The 19,691-nt window shown below is 41.2% G+C and carries 16 protein-coding genes; 3 read left to right on the forward strand and 13 right to left on the reverse strand.

The features are described 5' to 3' along the window. Positions 1-14: 14 nt before the first annotated feature. A complete protein-coding gene (locus tag M2470_RS09220; RefSeq protein WP_280744785.1) occupies positions 15-1,043 on the forward strand; it encodes an aminotransferase class I/II-fold pyridoxal phosphate-dependent enzyme in 1,029 nt (342 codons plus the stop codon). A 102-nt stretch (positions 1,044-1,145) separates the two neighbouring features. Here M2470_RS09220 and M2470_RS09225 read toward each other — a convergent pair whose 3' ends face one another. From M2470_RS09225 to M2470_RS09280, 12 genes are all read right to left on the reverse strand, one after another. Next, positions 1,146-3,128 carry a hypothetical protein gene (locus tag M2470_RS09225; protein ID WP_280744784.1) on the reverse strand — a complete coding sequence of 661 codons (1,983 nt, stop codon included), beginning with the start codon at positions 3,126-3,128 and terminating at the stop codon, positions 1,146-1,148. 66 nt (positions 3,129-3,194) lie between these two features. Beyond that, entirely contained in the window at positions 3,195-3,845 is a 651-nt protein-coding gene (locus tag M2470_RS09230; RefSeq protein ID WP_280744783.1) for a zeta toxin family protein, read from the reverse strand. Positions 3,846-4,122: 277 nt separating this feature from the next. Then, positions 4,123-4,686: a hypothetical protein gene (locus M2470_RS09235; RefSeq protein WP_280744782.1), complete on the reverse strand. Its 564-nt coding sequence runs from the start codon at positions 4,684-4,686 to the stop codon at positions 4,123-4,125. Then, positions 4,683-5,357 (reverse strand): Gfo/Idh/MocA family oxidoreductase, encoded by a 675-nt coding sequence (locus M2470_RS09240; RefSeq protein ID WP_280744781.1) that lies wholly within the window; start codon positions 5,355-5,357, stop codon positions 4,683-4,685. Before M2470_RS09240 ends, M2470_RS09235 begins: the two co-directional genes overlap by 4 nt. Continuing rightward, positions 5,336-5,533, reverse strand: coding sequence for a hypothetical protein (locus tag M2470_RS09245; RefSeq protein ID WP_280744780.1), 198 nt, complete (start codon positions 5,531-5,533; stop codon positions 5,336-5,338). The genes M2470_RS09240 and M2470_RS09245 overlap by 22 nt, the downstream gene beginning before the upstream one ends. Before the next feature lies 1 nt (position 5,534). Continuing rightward, a complete protein-coding gene (locus M2470_RS09250) occupies positions 5,535-6,842 on the reverse strand; it encodes a Gfo/Idh/MocA family oxidoreductase (protein ID WP_280744779.1) in 1,308 nt (435 codons plus the stop codon). 6 nt (positions 6,843-6,848) lie between these two features. After that, the gene (locus M2470_RS09255; RefSeq protein WP_280744778.1) at positions 6,849-7,634 is read right to left on the reverse strand and encodes a DUF1080 domain-containing protein; all 786 of its coding nucleotides are present in this window, start codon (positions 7,632-7,634) and stop codon (positions 6,849-6,851) included. Between the two features lie 81 nt (positions 7,635-7,715). Continuing rightward, positions 7,716-9,383, reverse strand: coding sequence for a DUF5597 domain-containing protein (locus M2470_RS09260; RefSeq protein WP_280744777.1), 1,668 nt, complete (start codon positions 9,381-9,383; stop codon positions 7,716-7,718). A gap of 23 nt (positions 9,384-9,406) precedes the next feature. Next, positions 9,407-11,038, reverse strand: coding sequence for a DUF5597 domain-containing protein (locus tag M2470_RS09265; RefSeq protein ID WP_280744776.1), 1,632 nt, complete (start codon positions 11,036-11,038; stop codon positions 9,407-9,409). Positions 11,039-11,077: 39 nt separating this feature from the next. After that, positions 11,078-12,682, reverse strand: a complete 1,605-nt coding sequence (locus M2470_RS09270; RefSeq protein WP_280744775.1) for a RagB/SusD family nutrient uptake outer membrane protein — start codon at positions 12,680-12,682, stop codon at positions 11,078-11,080. Positions 12,683-12,693: 11 nt separating this feature from the next. Further along, complete coding sequence (locus M2470_RS09275; protein WP_280744774.1) at positions 12,694-16,065, reverse strand: TonB-dependent receptor; 3,372 nt, start codon at positions 16,063-16,065, stop codon at positions 12,694-12,696. A gap of 265 nt (positions 16,066-16,330) precedes the next feature. After that, complete coding sequence (locus tag M2470_RS09280; protein WP_280744773.1) at positions 16,331-17,389, reverse strand: FecR domain-containing protein; 1,059 nt, start codon at positions 17,387-17,389, stop codon at positions 16,331-16,333. A 418-nt stretch (positions 17,390-17,807) separates the two neighbouring features. On the opposite strand from M2470_RS09280, the gene M2470_RS09285 reads away from it, so the two are divergent. Further along, positions 17,808-18,353, forward strand: coding sequence for an RNA polymerase sigma-70 factor (locus M2470_RS09285; protein ID WP_280744772.1), 546 nt, complete (start codon positions 17,808-17,810; stop codon positions 18,351-18,353). Position 18,354: 1 nt separating this feature from the next. On the opposite strand, the gene M2470_RS09290 is transcribed toward M2470_RS09285, so the two are convergent. Continuing rightward, positions 18,355-18,810, reverse strand: coding sequence for a hypothetical protein (locus M2470_RS09290; RefSeq protein ID WP_280744771.1), 456 nt, complete (start codon positions 18,808-18,810; stop codon positions 18,355-18,357). 196 nt (positions 18,811-19,006) lie between these two features. Between M2470_RS09290 and M2470_RS09295 the strand changes: the two genes are divergently transcribed. Continuing rightward, on the forward strand, positions 19,007-19,669 hold the full coding sequence (locus tag M2470_RS09295) for a vitamin B12 dependent-methionine synthase activation domain-containing protein (protein WP_280744770.1): 663 nt from the start codon (positions 19,007-19,009) through the stop codon (positions 19,667-19,669). Positions 19,670-19,691 lie beyond the last annotated feature (22 nt).

The following is a 19,691-nucleotide window of genomic DNA, read 5'->3' on the forward strand; positions in this document are numbered from 1 at the left end:
AAATACTTATTACTATGCTATTCGGACACGGCGACGATTTTTATAACTACCAACAAGAAGTGAGAATTAACTTCAGCTCAAATGTTTGGCACGGGGCAAACCTAGATAAGCTGATTGATCATTTAAACACGCAGTTTAACAAGATAACCCGTTATCCGGATCCGGATGCTGCCAGCCTGAAACGAATACTTGCCCGTCGGTTTGAATTGAAAGAAGAGAATGTGGTAGTAACAAACGGTTCGGTTACAGCTTTCTATCTATTGGCGCAAGCCTGGAAAGGTGCCCGCTCTCTTATCTTTGAGCCTACCTTCTCCGAATACGAAGATGCCTGCCGCCTGCACGAACATACCATTACATACTTCTCCAACTCGGAAGACCTGACTGACCTTTCGCTGAAAGATCAGGACTTCTGCTGGATATGCAATCCCAACAACCCCGATGGTAAGTTCCTTCACCGGACAGAACTGTTAAAGCTGATTGCTGCCAACAAGCAAACAACCTTTATCATAGATCAGGCCTATGCTGCCTTTACAACAGAAGATATTCTGAAACCAAGTGACCTGAAAGCCAACAAAAACCTGGTATTGGTACAATCCATATCAAAGGCATATAATATACCGGGACTGCGTATCGGCTACATCATGGCCTCGCCCTCAATCACAAAGACAGTAAATAAATATCTTATTCCCTGGTCGGTAAACGCACTGGCCATCGAAGCTAGCAAATACATACTGATTCATCCGGCACAGTTTACATTGCCCATCCGCAAATGGCAACGCGAAACAGCCGAGTTAATCTACCAGCTCAGCAAGTTAGACGGACTGGAAGTAATCCCCTCCTCTACTACGTTCTTCCTGGTACGCCTGAAAAAAGGAACAGCTGCCGATCTGAAAAAATATTTGCTGGATACCTACGGAATCCTGATACGCGATGCCTCTAACTTCCACGGCCTCGACGAAACCTACTTCCGCCTTTCCAGCCAACTCCTACCCGAAAACCAAGAACTAATCAACGGCATCAAAGAATGGCTCGATAAACAGTAATCGTAAATCTCTCGGGAATATATACCATTGAGATATAATTCCAATCAATAGTTCATTGTTGTAAACGACATAAAGGCGTTTATATCATCATGGTATATTCCACTAAAAGCTATAATCTTCTAATACTCTTACCATTTCATCATAATAGTAAATAGTGTCATTCGTTTTTTCTTTTTTGTTCTCCATGCTTTTCTCCCAATATAAACAATATTCTTTACCTAATTTATTTTTACAATCTTTTATAAAATCATCTCTATTATAATTGTTTTTATCTATAACTCCTTCTTTGTTATATTTCTCTACAATATTGCCAATTTCGTATATCTTATAGCCCAAATAACAATACACAGTTTTATTTAGATCTACTTTATCACACATTGTTAACTTTATGCGCTCTTTTGAATCAACTCCATTTTTTAATAAATTATTGCAACAATCTTTATCTTCAGAAAGATAAACAAGTTCAGCTATTCCTTTGACTATGCCTAAATAACCTATTCGCAATTCTTTAAAAGCATTTTCATTTTTTTTATGAATATAACCCTTGTCATGTTTGCGATAAGAATATACAGGTTCATCAACTGCTGTAACTTTTATTTCATTCTGCAAGAAAACAAGATAATCCATAAAATCCTCAAAAGCAACAAGTTTTTCTAAAATTGGTTCTTTGATTTCTTTTGTAATATTATTCAATTGTTTGAGTAATTTTGCTCTATATATCTTTGTCCAGCTAATAGTACTAGCAAAATGCCACACAGACTCATCACCTTTTATTGTAATCGATTTATTATGCCTACTTAGCTTCTTTACTAATAAATTATGTAATCGTCCATTTTCTATAATCAAATTTTCATCTGTCTTACTATCAACTTTAAAAGCAGAAAGGCATAAATCAGCATTAAGACTATTCATACGAGAAACTATCTCTGAAATGGCATTATCACGACATAAAGTATCATCATCATTAAGAAACATTATAATATCATCATCATCAGCTATATCTAATATTTGGTTACGAATACTTCTTGACGAATGAGCTATACTTTCATTCTTCTCATAACAATATTGTATTGAAAGTTTACTTTTGTACTTCTTTGAAAGTTCTTTAACTTTTTTATCCACAAAGTCACAATAAGGATTCCCTAATAATAATACATTTATTTTATAATAATCTTGTATACCAACAGACTCTATAGCCTCTTCAAGATATTCTAATTGGTAATCTATTACATTTTCATATTTTGATTCTTTCAACTTTGGTCGATGAGTTCTTATTAAGACATGCACCTGTTGTATTCCTGTTTTTTTAATGTTCTTTGATATATCGATATTTAACGCTTCCTTCTTTATATCAAGAGTCATTATACCTCTTGTTGCATAAGTATAGCTCAAAAAGTATGACACAAATGCTGAAAGGGAAAAAGCTAATACTAGAAATATCAATCTTAAAACTAATTGATGTGAAGCGGAGAGTGGCATTACAATAAGAATTATCGCAGAAATCATAAGACTCAATATTGAAATCAGCAATAAAATTACTGAGGAGAGATAAATGCCTTGAAATAATTCACTAAAATGAAAATATTCATTTATATTAAGGGTAGTCTCTTTTAGTTTTGCCTTCTTTATTTCCATTTTTAATTTAATATGTTCCATTAACATAGAAGGATTCTTTGATATATTAATCCATTCCGGAACATTAAGTTTATCTTCTTTTTTCAACGAGACACATTGCGCTTCTGGAGTAATTTTATAGAAGAATGAATACAATAGATTTATAATAAATCGTTTACAAGAAGAAAATTTAATATCATCCCTTTCTTCTTGAATTTCAAGATCAACACAAAATGAAATAATCATTTTATTGACTCCTTGGATTATTATCCCTAAAAGATAAAAGATCAATAACAATAAAAACATTATTGAAAAATTGGAAACTTCGCCTAAAAAAAACAGCAAGTTTTTCAAATAATCTATCAATGAAAAATCAGAATATGCCCAATGAAGAAAAACAGCACTAAGTGTAAAAAATAGGCCAATAAGCATATAGCGAATAATATCTGATATATTAAATTTGCTTTCCATTATTATATAGTTTCAATGTCATTCCGAATTAAAAGCATGGTATTAAATAGATTATTTTTTTAGCCGCTATTTCACGACAATAAAAACATCAGCAATTTTACTATATTGTTTATTCAAATCCCTTAGTAATTTATAACGATCTCTAATCATCTGTTCTGGAACAAATCTTATTCGTTTTTTTGCTCGGTCTATTGCAAGGTCTACATCAACATCTAAAAAATGCATTTCAACAATATAATCCAACTCTTTTATTATTTCATAAAGTTTTATATGATCGAAAAATGCATTACTATGATCAAACAAGATGGAATATCTATTTTTCAAACCGAATTTCAACAGCTCATAGCCTAGATATCTTGCAGGAAGTTCCCATCTTTTAAAAGCTTCTTCAGCACCAAGCCGTTGAAAATCGAACTTATAAAATGATATATTTTCCATTATTTCATCAAATGACACATATAATAAATTTGAATCTTCCGACAAAATTTTTTTAGATAAAGTCGTTTTACCAGAACCAGGTATTCCATATACATTTATTAGATAAGGAATATTTAATAATTGAATATTTTTTATTTTTTCACCTATTAACAGCTGATATTCTTCTGTTATTTTTTTACAAATCTCTATATCAACAATTATATTTTCTAAAGTTTTTCCATTTAATATATGGTTAAACAATTCACTTAATTCTTGTATTAACACATTATAATTTTTCATATTCCAAGAACTGATCTATATATAGTTAAGGTACAAAGATAAATATAAAAAGAAACGAAAAGTTTTTTTTGTTTCTTTTTATTAGCATAGCCCGTAGCCATTCTTTGCATTTCAAGAAAAAAACGACACCCTACTGTTAGATTTCCTGTCTACATATAGGGTATCACTGCTCTTAAAAGAATCGCGCCACATATGTCACGCGATCAAACTACATCTGTGAAACGATCGAAACACAAATGTGAATCGATCACGTGACAATTGTCACGCGATTCTTTCGTTACATATTCCAGTCGCTTCGATAAGGTGGGGCTATCAACTGATTCGCCTCATTATCATTGGTAATGCGCATGGTCTTACTGTCCCATTTCAGTAGCTTTCCTGTGCGAAGCGCCAGAGAACCTAACAAGGCTACTTCTGTCATTTCACAGCCCAGTTCAACAGGGCAAACGGTTTTCTTTCCGCTTTTGCAGGCATCCGTCCATTCCTTGTAGTGATTCTCCTTTTCACATCGGAGAAGCGTTTGAGGGGGGACGGAGAAGTTTTTGAACGACTCTTCGGGGAGTAGCAAACCACCTTCATAGCCGCGTGTGATATCTGGATTGCGGCGTGAACGATACGGATTTCCTCCGTAATATCCGGACATTAGTTTCCCCTTATCACCAACGAAAAGGATACCGCTGTTTGGCATTGCCAGGTAGTGGCTTAACTCTGCGGGACGGAGCGGTTTGATGCCTCCGTCGTACCAATGCACTTTCAAGGGAGGAAGATTGCCTCGCGACGGATACTCCCAGGTAACGGTATTGGCGCTCGACTGACACTCTGGGAGTGAAAGTTTCTTCATAAAGCCCTCATAGCGGTAGACGAGCTACCATAAATAGTCTCCGGTGCTTCCAGTTGCAGCTCTTTAAAGAAGATATGAAACGAGTGGCAAGCCATATCTCCTACCGTTCCGGAACCAAAGTCCCACCAAGGCCTCCAGTTCTCCGGATGATAAGCCGAATGGAAGGGACGGTAAGGAGCCGGTCCGATCCACATATCCCAGTCCATACCGTCAGGAGGAGTTATCTTTTCCATCGGGCGCTGCAACGAACAAGGATAGATCGGATGATCCGTCCATATATGCAACTCCCGGATAGCTCCCAGCATACCGGAGTTTAGTATCTCAGTAGTACTTCGGGCAGCCGGAGTAGCGGAGTCTTGCACACTCGACTTTGTCACCAACCGAGGATGCTTCAACAGCTCAGACTTCACTCTTCGAGCTTCCTCTACAGTATGCGTAATGGGCTTGGCGCAATAGATATGCTTCTCCATCTGCATAGCTGCCATCAGCAGGTGTGTATGATGATGGTCCGGGACTGCAATAATCAAAGCATCAAAGGCAGAAGCTTCTTTCTCCAGCATTATACGATAATTCCGGTAACGGATGGCTTTGGGGTATTTATCAAAGACGCCTCGCGTATTTACAAAGTTATAATCCAGGTCACACAAGGCTACGATCCTCTCCTGTCGCAACCTTCCAGGTAATGACGACCCATTCCTCCCACGCCTACACAAGCTATGGCAAGCGTATCACTTGGTGCTTGAAAGCCTCTGCCCAAGGTGTGTCTTGGGATGATGAACGGGACAGTCAGGTTGCACATACTTACGGCAAGAAACTGCCGTCTGGATATTTGTTTCCGAGCCATCATACTACAAAGTCCAGGAGCCACGGCGAGGGTGTGTTAGCATCTTATTAGCCTCCGGATCATTGACAAAGGTCTCCGAAACAGGATCAAACTGAAGCTTACGTCCGAGCTTCATAGCTATAATACCGATATGCGCAAAGACCGACGCACGATGCCCGATCCCTTCATGCGAATAACACTTCTGCCTAGACTTGACGCAATCCAGGAAGTTCCGGTGTTCGCTTTCGGCTGTAAAGAGCTTGACGTCTCCGCTTCCCGTCCGGAAATCAAGTATAGATTCCGGATCAGCCGACAGTTTCCCCCAGCCTGTATTGGTGATTACTCCCTTCGAGCCTTCAAAGCGATGCCCGGTTCTACCAGACTTGCAGCGCATCGTTACACCATCGGCAAAGGTAAACAGACAGTCATAGTCGGTAGCTGTTGTATAGTAGCCCTCAGGAAAAGTTCCACTTCCCTCAACAGATATCGGCAGTATGTCTTCCGTACCATGCGCCCATTGGGCAATATCAATCAGGTGGTGAGCATAATCATTAAACTGGCCTTCAGCCAATTCCTCCACCCATCGCCAGTTCCAGTGTGTACGCCCCGGACAATATGGCGACATAGGAGCCGGACCTGTCCACATCTCATAATCAAAGCCTTCCGGAGGTGAACAAGCTTCCAGAGGCATACGCTTATCATTATAATTCTCACGGATAGGATGCCCGGACGGCATACCTACTTCGATATGCTTCAGGTCTCCAATAACCCCATTGCGCACAATCTCTGCCATTTTGTGGAATTCCGGGCGGCAGCGTTGTTCAGAACCAACCTGAACAACCCGCCCGGTTTCACGAATCACATTACAAAAAACTTTGCCCTCTTCAACGCTCACAGTTAAAGGTTTTTCAACAAAAAGATCTTTTCCTATCCTGGCAGCCATGACACCCATCTGGATATGCCAATGGTCGGGAGTACTTATGCAGACAGCATCAATATCCTTTCGGTTTATGACATCACGAAAATCATTCCCGGCAGACAAACTGCTGTATGATGTACCATATTTCTCCAGGATTGCTTCACGAGCCTTCTGCAACTGAACAGGATCTACATCACAGATAGATAGTATCTGGCAGTCATCGTGCTTGAGAAACCCCTTGATATTGGTACCGATACCATGTTCGCCACACCCGATAAAGCCTAAGGTAATCCGGTCTGATGGCGCTATGTAATAACCTCGTCCCCATGCAGTTGCCGGAATAATATACGGCAAGGCGAATGCGGCAGATAAACCTTGGATAAATCTGCGGCGGGTAACTTTTTTTCTATTCATATCCTTTTACTTAAGGGGTTTCACATAAATATTGCGAAAAGCAACAGATCCATGATCTCCCTGTAGCATAACTACCGGATTCTTTGCAGCTTCCGGTATTTCAAGAGCTGCTGTGGTTGCCCCGATCCGTTCCTGGTTTTCGTGAATTAACTCTCCGTTTAAGAGTACCTTGATGAATTTAGCATTCTCTATCTTTTTACCGGAGGCATCAAAACGAGGAGCCCGGAACCATATATGATAGGCATTCCATTGTCCGTGTGGCCTTTCAGCCCGCACCAATGGTATCACCTGCCCGTCTATACCGATCGTTTTCCGGTCGATGTAGTGGTATAATGCCCCGGTTTTGTCTGTTTGCAGGCGAGGTTCTTTGCCGTAACTGTCCCATATCTGCAACTCATACAAGCCGTGCACATAAACACCTGAATTAGAGCCTTGCGGAATCATAAACTCCACATACAACTCCATATCTCCAGCTGTTTCTGTTGATATGATATTCGCAGCACCTCCTTCACGCGGAAGGTTTACAATCCTGTCTCCCGAAGCGGATTTGGCAACCAGTAGTTTAGGGTTTTCCTTCTGATCCCAGTAGACTGCCTTCGTAGCCGTCCAAGTATTAGCCTTCTTCTCGTCCTGGTATTTCCAGCCCTTCATGTTTTTTCCGTTTATTAACGGTTTCCAACCATCTTCCAGTAGAAAAGATGGATCGCCATGATGCTGATTGTCAAGCACTGATTGAGCATAGATAAAAGCAGGAAGAAATAATAGACATATAATTGATATATAGTATTTCATAATCATACGGATTTAATCAGAGAGGAGCCCGTTCTTTCAACGAGCTTCCTCTCCATTCATTAATTTGCTAACCTGAAAAATTTATTTATACCTGTATAGTGAGATCTTTTGTATACTCGCTACCGGCATCTTTAATCCGGTTCCGGAGAAGGTACTGCAATGCGTCTCGTCTCCGTTCAGAAGCCTTCCGGGAACCCATTGCCCGTTTTTGAAGACTCCTTCATAGACTTGGTCAACTCCTACATACGGGAGATTTCCCGGTACTTTAGGTGCAAATCGCACATTCAGATTGCGTCCAAGTACAATGTATTCATCCTCCCCAAGCTGTATGATCAGTCCGCCGGCTGCTGAGTTCTCAAGAGCCGTTTTGTTGGAAGGATCAGCTGTCACGATGTAATTGCCTAGTTCAAAGGACTGAACAGGGTTTTCATTATCAACCAGTATACCCCGCATCGTACCCTTGCCCTGATGTTTAAGTATCAGTTCACTCATACCATCCAGCAAAGCATACACCTCAGCCAGGGGATCTGTACCGATGGCAGAAGGCGGAGGCGTTCCCGGACGATTCCTGATACGATCGATACCAAAGGGCGAGAATCCCATGCTATTATGCTCTCCGATAGCGAATAAAACGCGTGATGCACCTATGTCGCCACCCCGTGTTTCCGGAATAAATAAAGCATTACCCATCCGGTCGTAGTTCTCAACAATTTCCTTGAAGATAGGCAGATAGATATCCGGCGTAATGAAGTCGATAGCTGGTCCGCCGGCTCTCCACATGTCAATCACGTGAGGAAGTGGCCCGCCTCCGGGATGTCTTCCCGTCCAGGGATAATCCGGTCCTTTCAGCCAGGCATTTACAAACATTGGTATGTCATATTCCTTCTTTCCTTCCTGAGCTACGTACCCCATGTATTTGGCATAATGATAGGCCATGAAGAGCTCTTCGGTGTAGTAGGAAAGATCGCGCCAGTCTTTATGGTTGACATAGCTCTTGCCGAATACTTCTTCCCAGGTGCCGGATGTTTTAGAACCATTTGCTTTCCAAACCTTTGCCAGTTCCGGAGCCAGGTTATTCTTGTTCTTGCTCAGGTACGTACTCAGGTCCTGCGGAATATTACTATTGAATGCCTTATTGGCTGTAGAAGAGAAATCACGTACTGTATTCAGAATACCCACTTCATTCTCAACCTGCATCATCAATACAGTCTTGTTTTTATCAAATTCCTTTAGGTGCTTCATCAGAGCTGCAAAGGCTTTAGCGTCTGCTTTCATCGACTCTTCAAAGAAAGTAGAAAGAATCTCTATACTGTTTCCCAAGTGATCAACGGCACGGGGGAAACGCTGATAGTTCTTCTTTACCCAGGAAGGAATGTAAACAGAACCTCCGTTCTTCCAGCTTCCGAACCATAAGATCACCAATTTGATGCCCGACTGTTCGGCTCCACGGATCATGGCGTCTACCAATGTGAAGTCAAATTTACCTTCTACCGGTTCGATTAACTCCCAAGATACCGGAGCCAGAATGGTATTCATATTTAACTTCTTCATTCTCGGCCATACGCCATCCATATATTCAATGTTGGAACAAGCAGAGTTATGCAGTTCTCCTCCCAGCATCAGAAATGGTTTACCATCTACGATCAGCTGAGTAGCCGTCCCCTGCTTCTGCAATCTGGGAGTTGATTGGGCATTCGCTGTCAACTGAATGCCCAGAAACAATATTACTATAAAAATATGCTTCCACATAATGATACTATTTTATTCAAAAGTCAGCGCGTATACAGCGTTATATGTAGCAATGAGGGTTCATCTCCTATATAAGGGCCTCCCCAATCCGTTTGATCCCCATTGAGTACACGCTGCATCTGAAACTTTCCATTTTCATAATAGCCTTCCTCCACCTTCAGATACTGCCAATCTTTTCCCGCATTTTTTCCTTTTGTATTGAAGGTAAAACGGCAATTGCTTCCTACGGCTAAAAATTCATTTTCGCCCAGTTTAACGATCATAGCCTTGCCTGTAACGGGCCTTGGCTCCGCATTAGCCGGTGCAGCCGTACCTCTTCGTGCTGGGCCAAATGTCAGGACTGCTTCCCAATTTCCTAAATCAATCCGTTCATCCGAATGATCTTCCGGTTCCACAACCGAACGTATCTTCCCTTCATATCCCCACTGAGCCAGTTGTTTGGCCAATGGAGCTAATAATTTGTAATCACGTCCGAGCGGCGTTTCAGGAGTTTTAAAATCAACTCCCGGCCTATTGTTGCGATCAATCCCGAAAGGAGAAAAACCAATCCCTTTTTCTATCACTTTATATAGATAGATATTGCTTGCACCACTGATTTCGGGAACCATTAAGGCATTGTCATCCCGTGTATATAAATCAATAACCTTAAGCACTCTTTCATGTCCCCGTAAATAAATATCAGGAGCCACTAAGTCGATTGAAGGAGCAGCTACTTTCCAGATGGGGATTACATTGTCGGTTGCTCCGCCGCTTTCATAAGATGTAGCGGGAGGATTGGTCAATGGATCACGAAGAGCAACATTCACAAACATAGGCAGCGGGTAGACAGCCTTTCCGGCAGCTGCTACGTAATTGATATAGCTAGCAACATGCCATGCATGGAAGTATTCGTCCGCATCCTTGCCGAAAACCTCTTCCCAATTTCCTTTTGCAGTTGTCGGAACATTCAATTCTCGCAAGGTTTTCGAGTTCAGCAAAGCCGCAGGAACGGGCTGTTTAAATATTTTTTCAGCTGCAGGCGAATAATCACGTACACTATACCAGGAACCGGGTTCGTTCTGTACTTGCACCATAATTACCGTATATTGCGGATCTGCCTGTTTCAGATACTTCATGAATTCAGCAAATGCTTTGGCATCAGCTTCCATCGTTGCCTGAGCATGTGGTGATGGGGTATCAACATATTTGCCTTCTTCATTCATTACATTCGGATATTTTTTGGCATCCTTTTTCATCCATTCGGGCATATAGTGATTACTCCCGTTCTTCCATGTAGCAAACCATAAGATCACCAATCTTTTATTCCTTTCACGTGCCTGATCCAAAAGCATTTGAACCATTGAAAAGTCGTATTTCCCCGGTTGCGGTTCTACTTGTTCCCAGTAAATAGGGATCTCAAGTGTATTAGCATTCATTGATTCAATAGTATTCCACACATTCGGCAGCATAGCCGGCCATGTTGAAGAATTTCCGGACTGTCCTCCAAACATGAAAAAAGGCTCACCATCGACCAATAATGCAAAGCGACCGTCTTTTTGCACAAGTTTAGGTATTTCTCCCACCTTGGCTTGGCTATAAACCAAGCCTACATGGAGAAAACTGGCTACTATTATCATACAGACAATCTGTGCAATTTTGCTTAAAGAGCATTTCATTTTACTAATATTAAATTGTTTATAATTAGTGACTAAATATTACCACCCAGGGTTTTGAACAAGCATGCCTTCAGATATCTGTATCTGGCTTTCCGGTATACGCAAAAGCCCTTCTTTTATAAGCGGGAAGTCTATGTTCTTATACGCTTGCTGTTTCCCGTTCCATACGATATCGTTCTTTACATCCAGTATTTCTTTTGCTCTGGTAAGCCCCTGACGCAATACATCATGATAACGGATTCCTTCGAAAACGAATTCAAAGCCCCGTTCGTTGAAGATGGATTCTTTTGTTGCTGTAACGCGATGATTGCTGTCTTCAAATGCACGATCACGCACCATATCGAGGTATGCCTGCGCCTTAGGCTGATTGGATTCCAACTGTAGTTCGGCAGCCATCAGGAGGATATCGGAATAACGCATGAGAAACAAATCCTGTTCTTCTGATTGCCAACTGCTACCTCCTGAGCTTTGCGGATAAGAACTTGTTTTGTTATTCGGATCGGTTTGTGTCTGGTATTTTTTCTGCACATATCCGGTGAATTCGCGTTGATCGCTTCCATCATTGGGAATACCTTCTGTTTTCAGGTCAATAATAGATGCAAAGCGTCTCGTGTCGCCTTCAGCAAAGCTATTGAAACACTTTGAAGTAATGGTAGCCATCCCCCATCCCGGATAGAACGGATCATAGTCGCCTGCATTCGGGATACCACGCATCCCTGTATAGCGATGCAGCTGGTTCGGACGCTGTGTGGAGTGCCGGATGCTAAAGACGATTTCAGGATTGTATTCTCCGGCATACGTTAATGTGGGGTCGCCATGATAATCTGTCCGGCGAGACCAAGGCCACAATGAGCCATAGCGCGGCACCAATGCGTGCCCGCTGTTCTGGATACAGTCTTCTAAGTAAGCAATTGCTTCCTGTTTGGTAAGTCCCGGAGCATCACTCTTGCCATAATAGCCGGTATAGAACAAGTATACACGGGCGATATATCCTTGGGCTGCCCATTTGGTAACGCGTCCGAAGTTGTCTGCAGAAGCGCTCTGGAAAGACGTAGAAGGCAGATTATTGATCGCAAATTTCAAGTCTTCAATGATGTAGGCATATACCTCATCGGGATCAGTTTGCGGAATTAATTCGGAGTCGGACGACTTAATCAGAGGTATATGTCCGAAGAATCGCTGCAATTCATAGAAGAAGTATGCTCTTAACATGCGGCCTTCTGCTTCATACAAAGTACGCAGATGGGTGTCGCTGCCCCATTCTATATTGTCGAGCTGTTCACAGAGGACATGACAACGGCGTACAGCTCTGAATAAGCGATTACTCCAAGTATATCGATTAATTTCAAGGTCGTTATAGTCTGTCCACTCATCCCATATCTGGTTACCGTAAGCATCTGTATAGCCTCCGCCACCATAGCAATCGTCGGAAGCGATGTTGGAAACCACAAACAAGTCTCCATATCCGCCGGGCAACAGGTTATAGCATCCTACTAATGTCTCCCAGGCATCTTCAGGGGTTTTATAGTAGTTTGCATCCGTCTTTTGTGTCATGGGTTCGCTATCTAAGAAGCTATTGCTGCAGGAAGCCATAAAAAAGGCTACACAAAGCGACACGACAGTTATTACACTATGCTTTTTCATAAGTTGATCATTTAAAATTTAACATTCAATCCAAATAATACAGTGCGTGGACGCGGATAGAATCCCAGGTCGATACCTGATCCCCAGGGAGAAGTATCGTTCGTATACCCTACTTCCGGATCCATACCTGAATAACCGGTTATCGTTGCCACGTTCTGTACGGTTACGTAAAAACGCAACTGTCCGAGAGGGCTTCGCTTGATCAGGTTATTGAAATCATAGCCCAATGTAATATTATTGATGCGCCAGAAGTCGGCATCTTCAATGTATAATTGTGAACAGTACATCCAGTTTCCGTTTCGTTCGTCACCCTGTGTAACGCGAGGGATGGTGTTAGATGTTCCTTCCCCGGTCCATCTTCCCAATATCTTTTCAGGATAGTTGTACTGGAACCTGTCCATAGAACGATATGCTTGTGCAATCTGATGGCCAAACGAGCCATTGCTTGAGAAATAAAAATCAAATCCTTTATAAGCCAGAGAGAAAGAGAGCCCCATGGTAATGTCGGGATACGGATTACCCAGATCGATATTATCATTCATATCAATCTGCCCGTCGCCATTGTGGTCTACAAATTTCACATCACCCGGCAATGCATTCGGCTGAATGACTTTACCTTCCGCATTCTTATGATTGTCTATTTCTGCCTGGTTCTGGAAGATGCCTGCCATATCCAATCCCCAGAAGTATCCGATGGGATAACCTTCTTCCGCACGGTTCATTTCCTGCATTCCTTTGAACAATACGTCTTGTGCTCCATGAATAATACCTTCGGAGTTCGGGATATCCAATACCTTATTCTTATTATAAGCCAGATTTCCGTTGATAGAATAAGTTAATCCGGATATCTTATTGTTGTAGCTCAGCCCCAACTCTACCCCGCTATTCCGGATGCTTCCTCCGTTGATATACGGATTCGTAGCCGCTCCCAAAGCTGCCGCAACAGGCACCTGGATCAACCAGTCTTTAGTAGTCTTCCGGTAGTAGTCAAAGGCTACATTCAACTTTCCTTTGGCAAATTGTCCATCGAACCCAATATTCAACTGTTCAGACGTTTCCCATTTGATATCCGGATTGGGCATACGATTCTGGTACGAACCTACATGTGTTGTGTTGTTGTTATTGTTTGGTCCGAATTCATAATTGGCATTTGACAATATGGTGGCAAGGTATGAATAGGTCGTAATATTCTGATTTCCATTTTGCCCCCAGCTTCCTCTGAGTTTTAAGAAATCCATCCAGTCGCCACTAATACCAGAGAAGAATTCTTCATTGGTAAGTACCCAACCGGCTGATACGGAAGGGAAATATCCCCAACGATTGTTCGAACCGAAACGCGAAGAAGCATCAGCACGAAGCGTAGCATTCAGCATATACTTTTCCTTATAGTTGTAGCTGATTCGTCCGAAGTATGACAGCAGATTGTCACGGTCTTCGGGAGCTCCTTTCACCGTTATCTGTCCTGTATTCGTATTGGTTGCATTGTCTATCCAGGCATGATCGAAATCGTCAAAGATCAGGTCTCTTTTCAGCGCATAAAGGCTCGAACCATCCCGGCGGCGGGCCTGCATACCTAATAATACGTTGAATGAATGATCTTCTTTGATCTTGAAATCGTATGTCAAGGTATTTTCCCAAGAGAAACTGTAAACCTTTTCGGCTTCCTGTTCTACATAATCCATCTGATTCATATCTGAAGCACTTAACTGGTATTCCGGCAGATATTTTCGATAAGTCATATTGCGAAAATCTAATCCGAATGTACTCTTGTATTTCAAGCCTTTGATAGGCTGTATCTCGATGAATACGTCGCCAAGGAAACGATTTGTTTCCCGCATATTCTGGTTCTTAAGGAACAACGAACCTACCGGATTGCTTTCTTCAGGATACCATGAAAGCGCTTGGTGGAAACCACCGTTGGCATCGTAAACCGGCAGGAAAGGTGTAGCAGCCATCGCACTATGGATCAGATTATTGTACTGATTTCCGGTGGTAACACCATTTCTTTCCATGTAGGTAAACGAAACATGTTCTCCTACGCGGATAATATCTTTGTAGATCTTATGATCGCTGTTGACACGAAACGCATAACGATCGTTATTCGAGAACTTCGAACCACCCATTATACCTTCTTGCGAGCTGTACGACAAGGAGATGGCATATACACTTTGCTCTGTACCGCCGTTTACACCCAATACATGATTTTGTGTAAGAGCATTATCTTCCACCAACTGATCGAGCCAATCGGTTCCTTTGCCGATAGCGCTGAGATTAATGCCGAATTCATTTTGCCAGTCATAGGCCTTCTTGCCAGAGTTGACGGCAGCTTCATTCTGGATCATGGCATAATCTTGTGCGTTCAGCATTTTTGCCAGTTTTATGGGGTTCTGAATCCCTACATAGCCGTCATACGTTATGGATGCTTTCCCCGGTTTTCCGGTTTTCGTTGTAACAATGATTACACCATTGGCGGCACGAGCTCCATAAATAGCAGCCGAAGCCGCATCTTTCAATACATCAATAGACTCGATTTCCGTAGGATTGATATAAGATATATTATCGGTCTGCACACCATCTACAATGTAAAGAGGCGTGGCATCTCCAACCGTCCCCAAGCCACGGATATTCACCCTGAAATTTTCTCCGGGTTGTCCTGACGATTGTATGATCTGTACACCTGGCGATTGGCCGATTAAGGCATCCAGCACGTTTTGTGTATTTCTCTTTTCTATTTCATCTCCCTTTACTTGCAGGTTGGCGCCCGTTACCAATTTCTTTTTCTGTACGCCATAGCCTACTACTACAACTTCTTCCAGGGCTTTTGTGTCTTCTACAAGTCCTATCTGAAGATTCGTTTGATTATTAACATTCACTTCTTTGGAGATATACCCAATGTAGGAAACAATTAATTGTGAATTTCCGGATACGTTTTCCAACGTAAAGTTTCCGTTATAATCAGTAATTGTCCCGTTGGTAGTGTTCTTCACTACTACATTGGCTCCGATAATAGGCTCTCCGGCTTCGTCTGATATGGTTCCGGTAAGCCTGCGGTTTTGTTGTTGAACAGCGGCAGAAGCCATCTCCGGGAGGCTAAGTATAATGTCTTTATCTACTACTTTATACTTCACGCCTGAATTGCCGAATATCTGGTCCAGCACAACAAATACATCCTTGTTTTCTACCTGCACGGATACCCGGCGGTTCATATTGATCAGCTTACTGTTATAAAAGAAATTATAATCAGTCTGCTTCTCGATAAGGTCTATAACCTCCGCTACCGGTTTTTCTTTTATCTCGATAGAAATAAGAGAGGCTTGTCCATGAGTAGAAATTGCAAATATTGTTCCAATAGAAACATACAATAGTATTAGGGTCAATTTCATGGTTCTTAGTAGTTTTCTTTTCCAATCGGTAACATTATATGGCGCTGTCCGATTGGTAATAATAATATATTCCATATCTTTGGCATTGATTTAAGATAAAAAATAAATTCATAGAATCTCTGTGAATGCTGTGAGTTGGTTTCATGCGGGAAGTTGCTGGTAACAACTTTCCGTATGTTTTTTTAGGCTCAAGCATTTGTTTTTTTCTACATTATCCCATAGGCAATAGATTTACAGGGTTAAACATCCGTTACTTTACTATATGTTACTTTTTCTTCCGCAGAATAATCTTCTGGCGATTAATGCCTTCGCTGTCATCCTTATCCACTCTTGTAAATGAATACTCAATACCTGATGATATCTTCAGATACTCAAGTACCTGGCCAAGCTGTCTGTTATTAAATGTCCCGGTAAACAGATATGTTTCAATTACTTTGTCTGTTACCTGAAACTCTACATCATAAAAATGAGAGAGCTTCCTTAATACTTCCGGAAGAGGGGTATCCTTAAAGATTACCTTGCCGTTCATCCAACCTGTTTCCAACTCTGTATTTGCATCCTTTACCTGAAATGAGTTTGTCTTCAAATTGTATGTTCCCTTTTGGGATGGCTTCAGCAGATGCTCGGTAGTAACTCCGTTTTCATTTTGCAAAAGAATACTTACCTTTCCTTCTACCAACGTAGTATAGGCAGTCTGATCACTGGAATAGGCTTCTACGTTAAATTCGGTACCCAACACTTTTACCGACATTTTATTATCAAATGTATTTACAATGAAAGGACGTTCGGCATCCGGCGTAACTTTAAAGTAAGCCTCACCACTCAAGGATACAGCTCTTTTACTATCCTGAAAAGGAATGGTGTACGAAACAGTGCTTCCTGCATTCAGATAAACCATCGAATTGTCCGGCAGATTAAAATATGTACGCATACCAGGATTCGACTGTATGGTTATGAGTTGAGGAGTAACCTCCGGTGTATGAACAGTCTGTTTAGACAAAACAGTAGACAGTATTATGACACCCGCAATGCAGGCAGCAGCAACAGCTATCCGGTTAAGCCATATCCTGCGCTTTCGTCCTCTGATTTTTTGTTCAATCTTTCTGAAAACCAGAAGAGGGTCTCTTGCATCTATTCTGTCTTTTGCCCTTTGCGCATAATATATATGTGCTATCTGTAGCAGCTCCTCTTCATGAGATGGGTCTAGCTTTAGCCATTCCTCAATAGCCGTTGTTTCTGCCGCAGTAGCATTGCCTTGGATATATGCCAGAAGATTTAGTTCTTCAGACATCTCTTGTCCATACTCCGTTTTATCTTTCTCCATTTTTATTCGTTTCTATATATACGACAAAAGCGACAGGGGCATACCCTAAATAAAAAATACATTTTTGTGATAATTGACTGTTAAAAATTTCTACCCAACATAGTATACCTGACAATATCTTACATGAAGTAAAAAAAAGCATGTATGCGTTTGCAAAATTGCATACATGCGTTTGGGCAATCGCATGCATGCGATTTTCAAAAAGAACCCATGCGTTTTTCAAACCACTATAACCAACTGGTACACAACAATATGAAAACCTCATATTCTTATCGATCTTCTAATAAAAAAAGTACAATAAGTTTTTAGAAATTTGTTGTTAAAATCATTCTTAAACAAAATTTAAACAGACTCGGAACAAGCTTATTGGTAATTTAGTCCTATCTTTACTGTTGAGTAAGCCAAGAAGGATAGGAGCATGAGTGACGAACTAATACTAACTCTATTGCATGATGGAGATATGGAAGCCTACAAGCAGCTTTTCATCAAATACTATTCTCCACTAACGGAATACGCCTCTCAGTACATCTCTGATGAGGATGCAGAAGAACTAGTACAGGAACTGATGTTATTTATCTGGGAATACAGAAAAACTATATATGTGGAGGGAGCATTGAAATCCTATCTGTTTACAGCCACCAAAAACCGTTGCCTCAATGCTATTAAAAAGCAACAATACCATCAACGCATACATGGCATCATCTATGAAAAACTCAAAGAAAAATTTGAAGATCCGAACTTTTATATGGTAAACGACCTGTCTGAAAATATTCAGAAAGCCATACACAATCTCCCGGAAAAACAAAGGGAAGTTTTTGTCTTAAGCAGATTCGGAAACCATACAAACGTACAAATAGCCAATAAACTGGGAATTTCCGTTAAAACGGTAGAATACAGAATAAGCCAGGCGCTCCGGATATTGCGGATCAGACTAAAAGACTATTTTACTTTACTCTTCTTCTGATTTATTGAAAAACAGCTGCAGCAGGTGGATAGTTATTCACAGCCGGTGAGTTCACAGGTGTGATGCTTACGATCTCATACACAATATAATTGGAATAACCCCTCCAGGGTAAAGCGCCAAAATACTCCTTATAGCGAAGCTCTACAATTTGTCCGCCTACGCGCATTAACGAATCGGCAATTTGAGGGTCGGAGATAGAAAAATTAAACTCGTTCGATTGTATAGCGCCCGGTTTATTACTCTGGAAACCACTCTGTATAAGCTTACCTTCGTACGTTTTAAACAGTATACCTTTATATACAACATAATTAAGCTGACCGGTCTTAACACCCTCGCCAAACGGATAATAATAACGGATCCCCACAAAAAGGATCAACCCTAGGGCAATCAGTATCAATAATACATTCCGCAACTTCCTGAATCCACTCTTTATCGACGGTTTAATTGTTATAGCCATAATTATTTTCAAGTTTAAAGACTCGCCAAAGATACACTTTTTTATATTTCATTCTTATTCTTATAAGAACAGAAAAACACCAATTTTGTTTACACATGCATTAAGGTGTATATCTGGCGGCAAACAATAATAATCCATCTTTTTAGCCTTTTTAATCTATTTCAGAAAGAGACGTTAGAGGCTTAATTTGTACATAATGATTCCATTTAAACGACTAAACATTGAAAGCAAGCATATCTATGAAGCGATGGGCTATACGCCCGATCGTTTCCCCGACGCAGCTATAACCGAGTTGGTGGAGGAGTTGATGGTACAGTCGGCAAACTATTGCCAACCTGCATATTCTTATGTTGCCTTTAACGGACGGACGAATACCTCCGGTTTTCACATTGATCCTTACCGGTTTAAAACAGGAAAAACAATCGCAAAAGGCTTGGAAACTTGTGAACAATTTGTTTTATTTGTTGTAACAGCCGGAAATGAGTTTCAAGAATGGGCAAAGCAATATCAAACAGATATAATGGCGCATTTTGTTGTTGATAGCATCGGCTCGGTGATTGCAGAAGCCATTGCTCATTATATGCAGGAGGAAATATCTCTGAATTATAGCCAAAAGGGATTGAATTGCACCAATCGCTATAGTCCGGGATATTGCGGATGGAATATAGCGGAACAACAACAATTATTTTCTTTACTGGAGGGCAAAACTTGCAATGTCCGCCTAACCGCTTCAAACCTGATGCTTCCGGTCAAATCTGTTAGTGGTGTAATAGGAGTAGGCAAACATGCCGTACGAATGGAATATGGTTGTAGTATATGCTTCAACGTTTCTTGTTTCAAAAGAAAAGTGGTCAAATAACATGACTAAAAACAGGAGAGAA

Origin of the sequence: Parabacteroides sp. PH5-46 (genome assembly GCF_029892785.1) — a bacterium.
Taxonomy (GTDB): domain Bacteria; phylum Bacteroidota; class Bacteroidia; order Bacteroidales; family Tannerellaceae; genus DFXE01.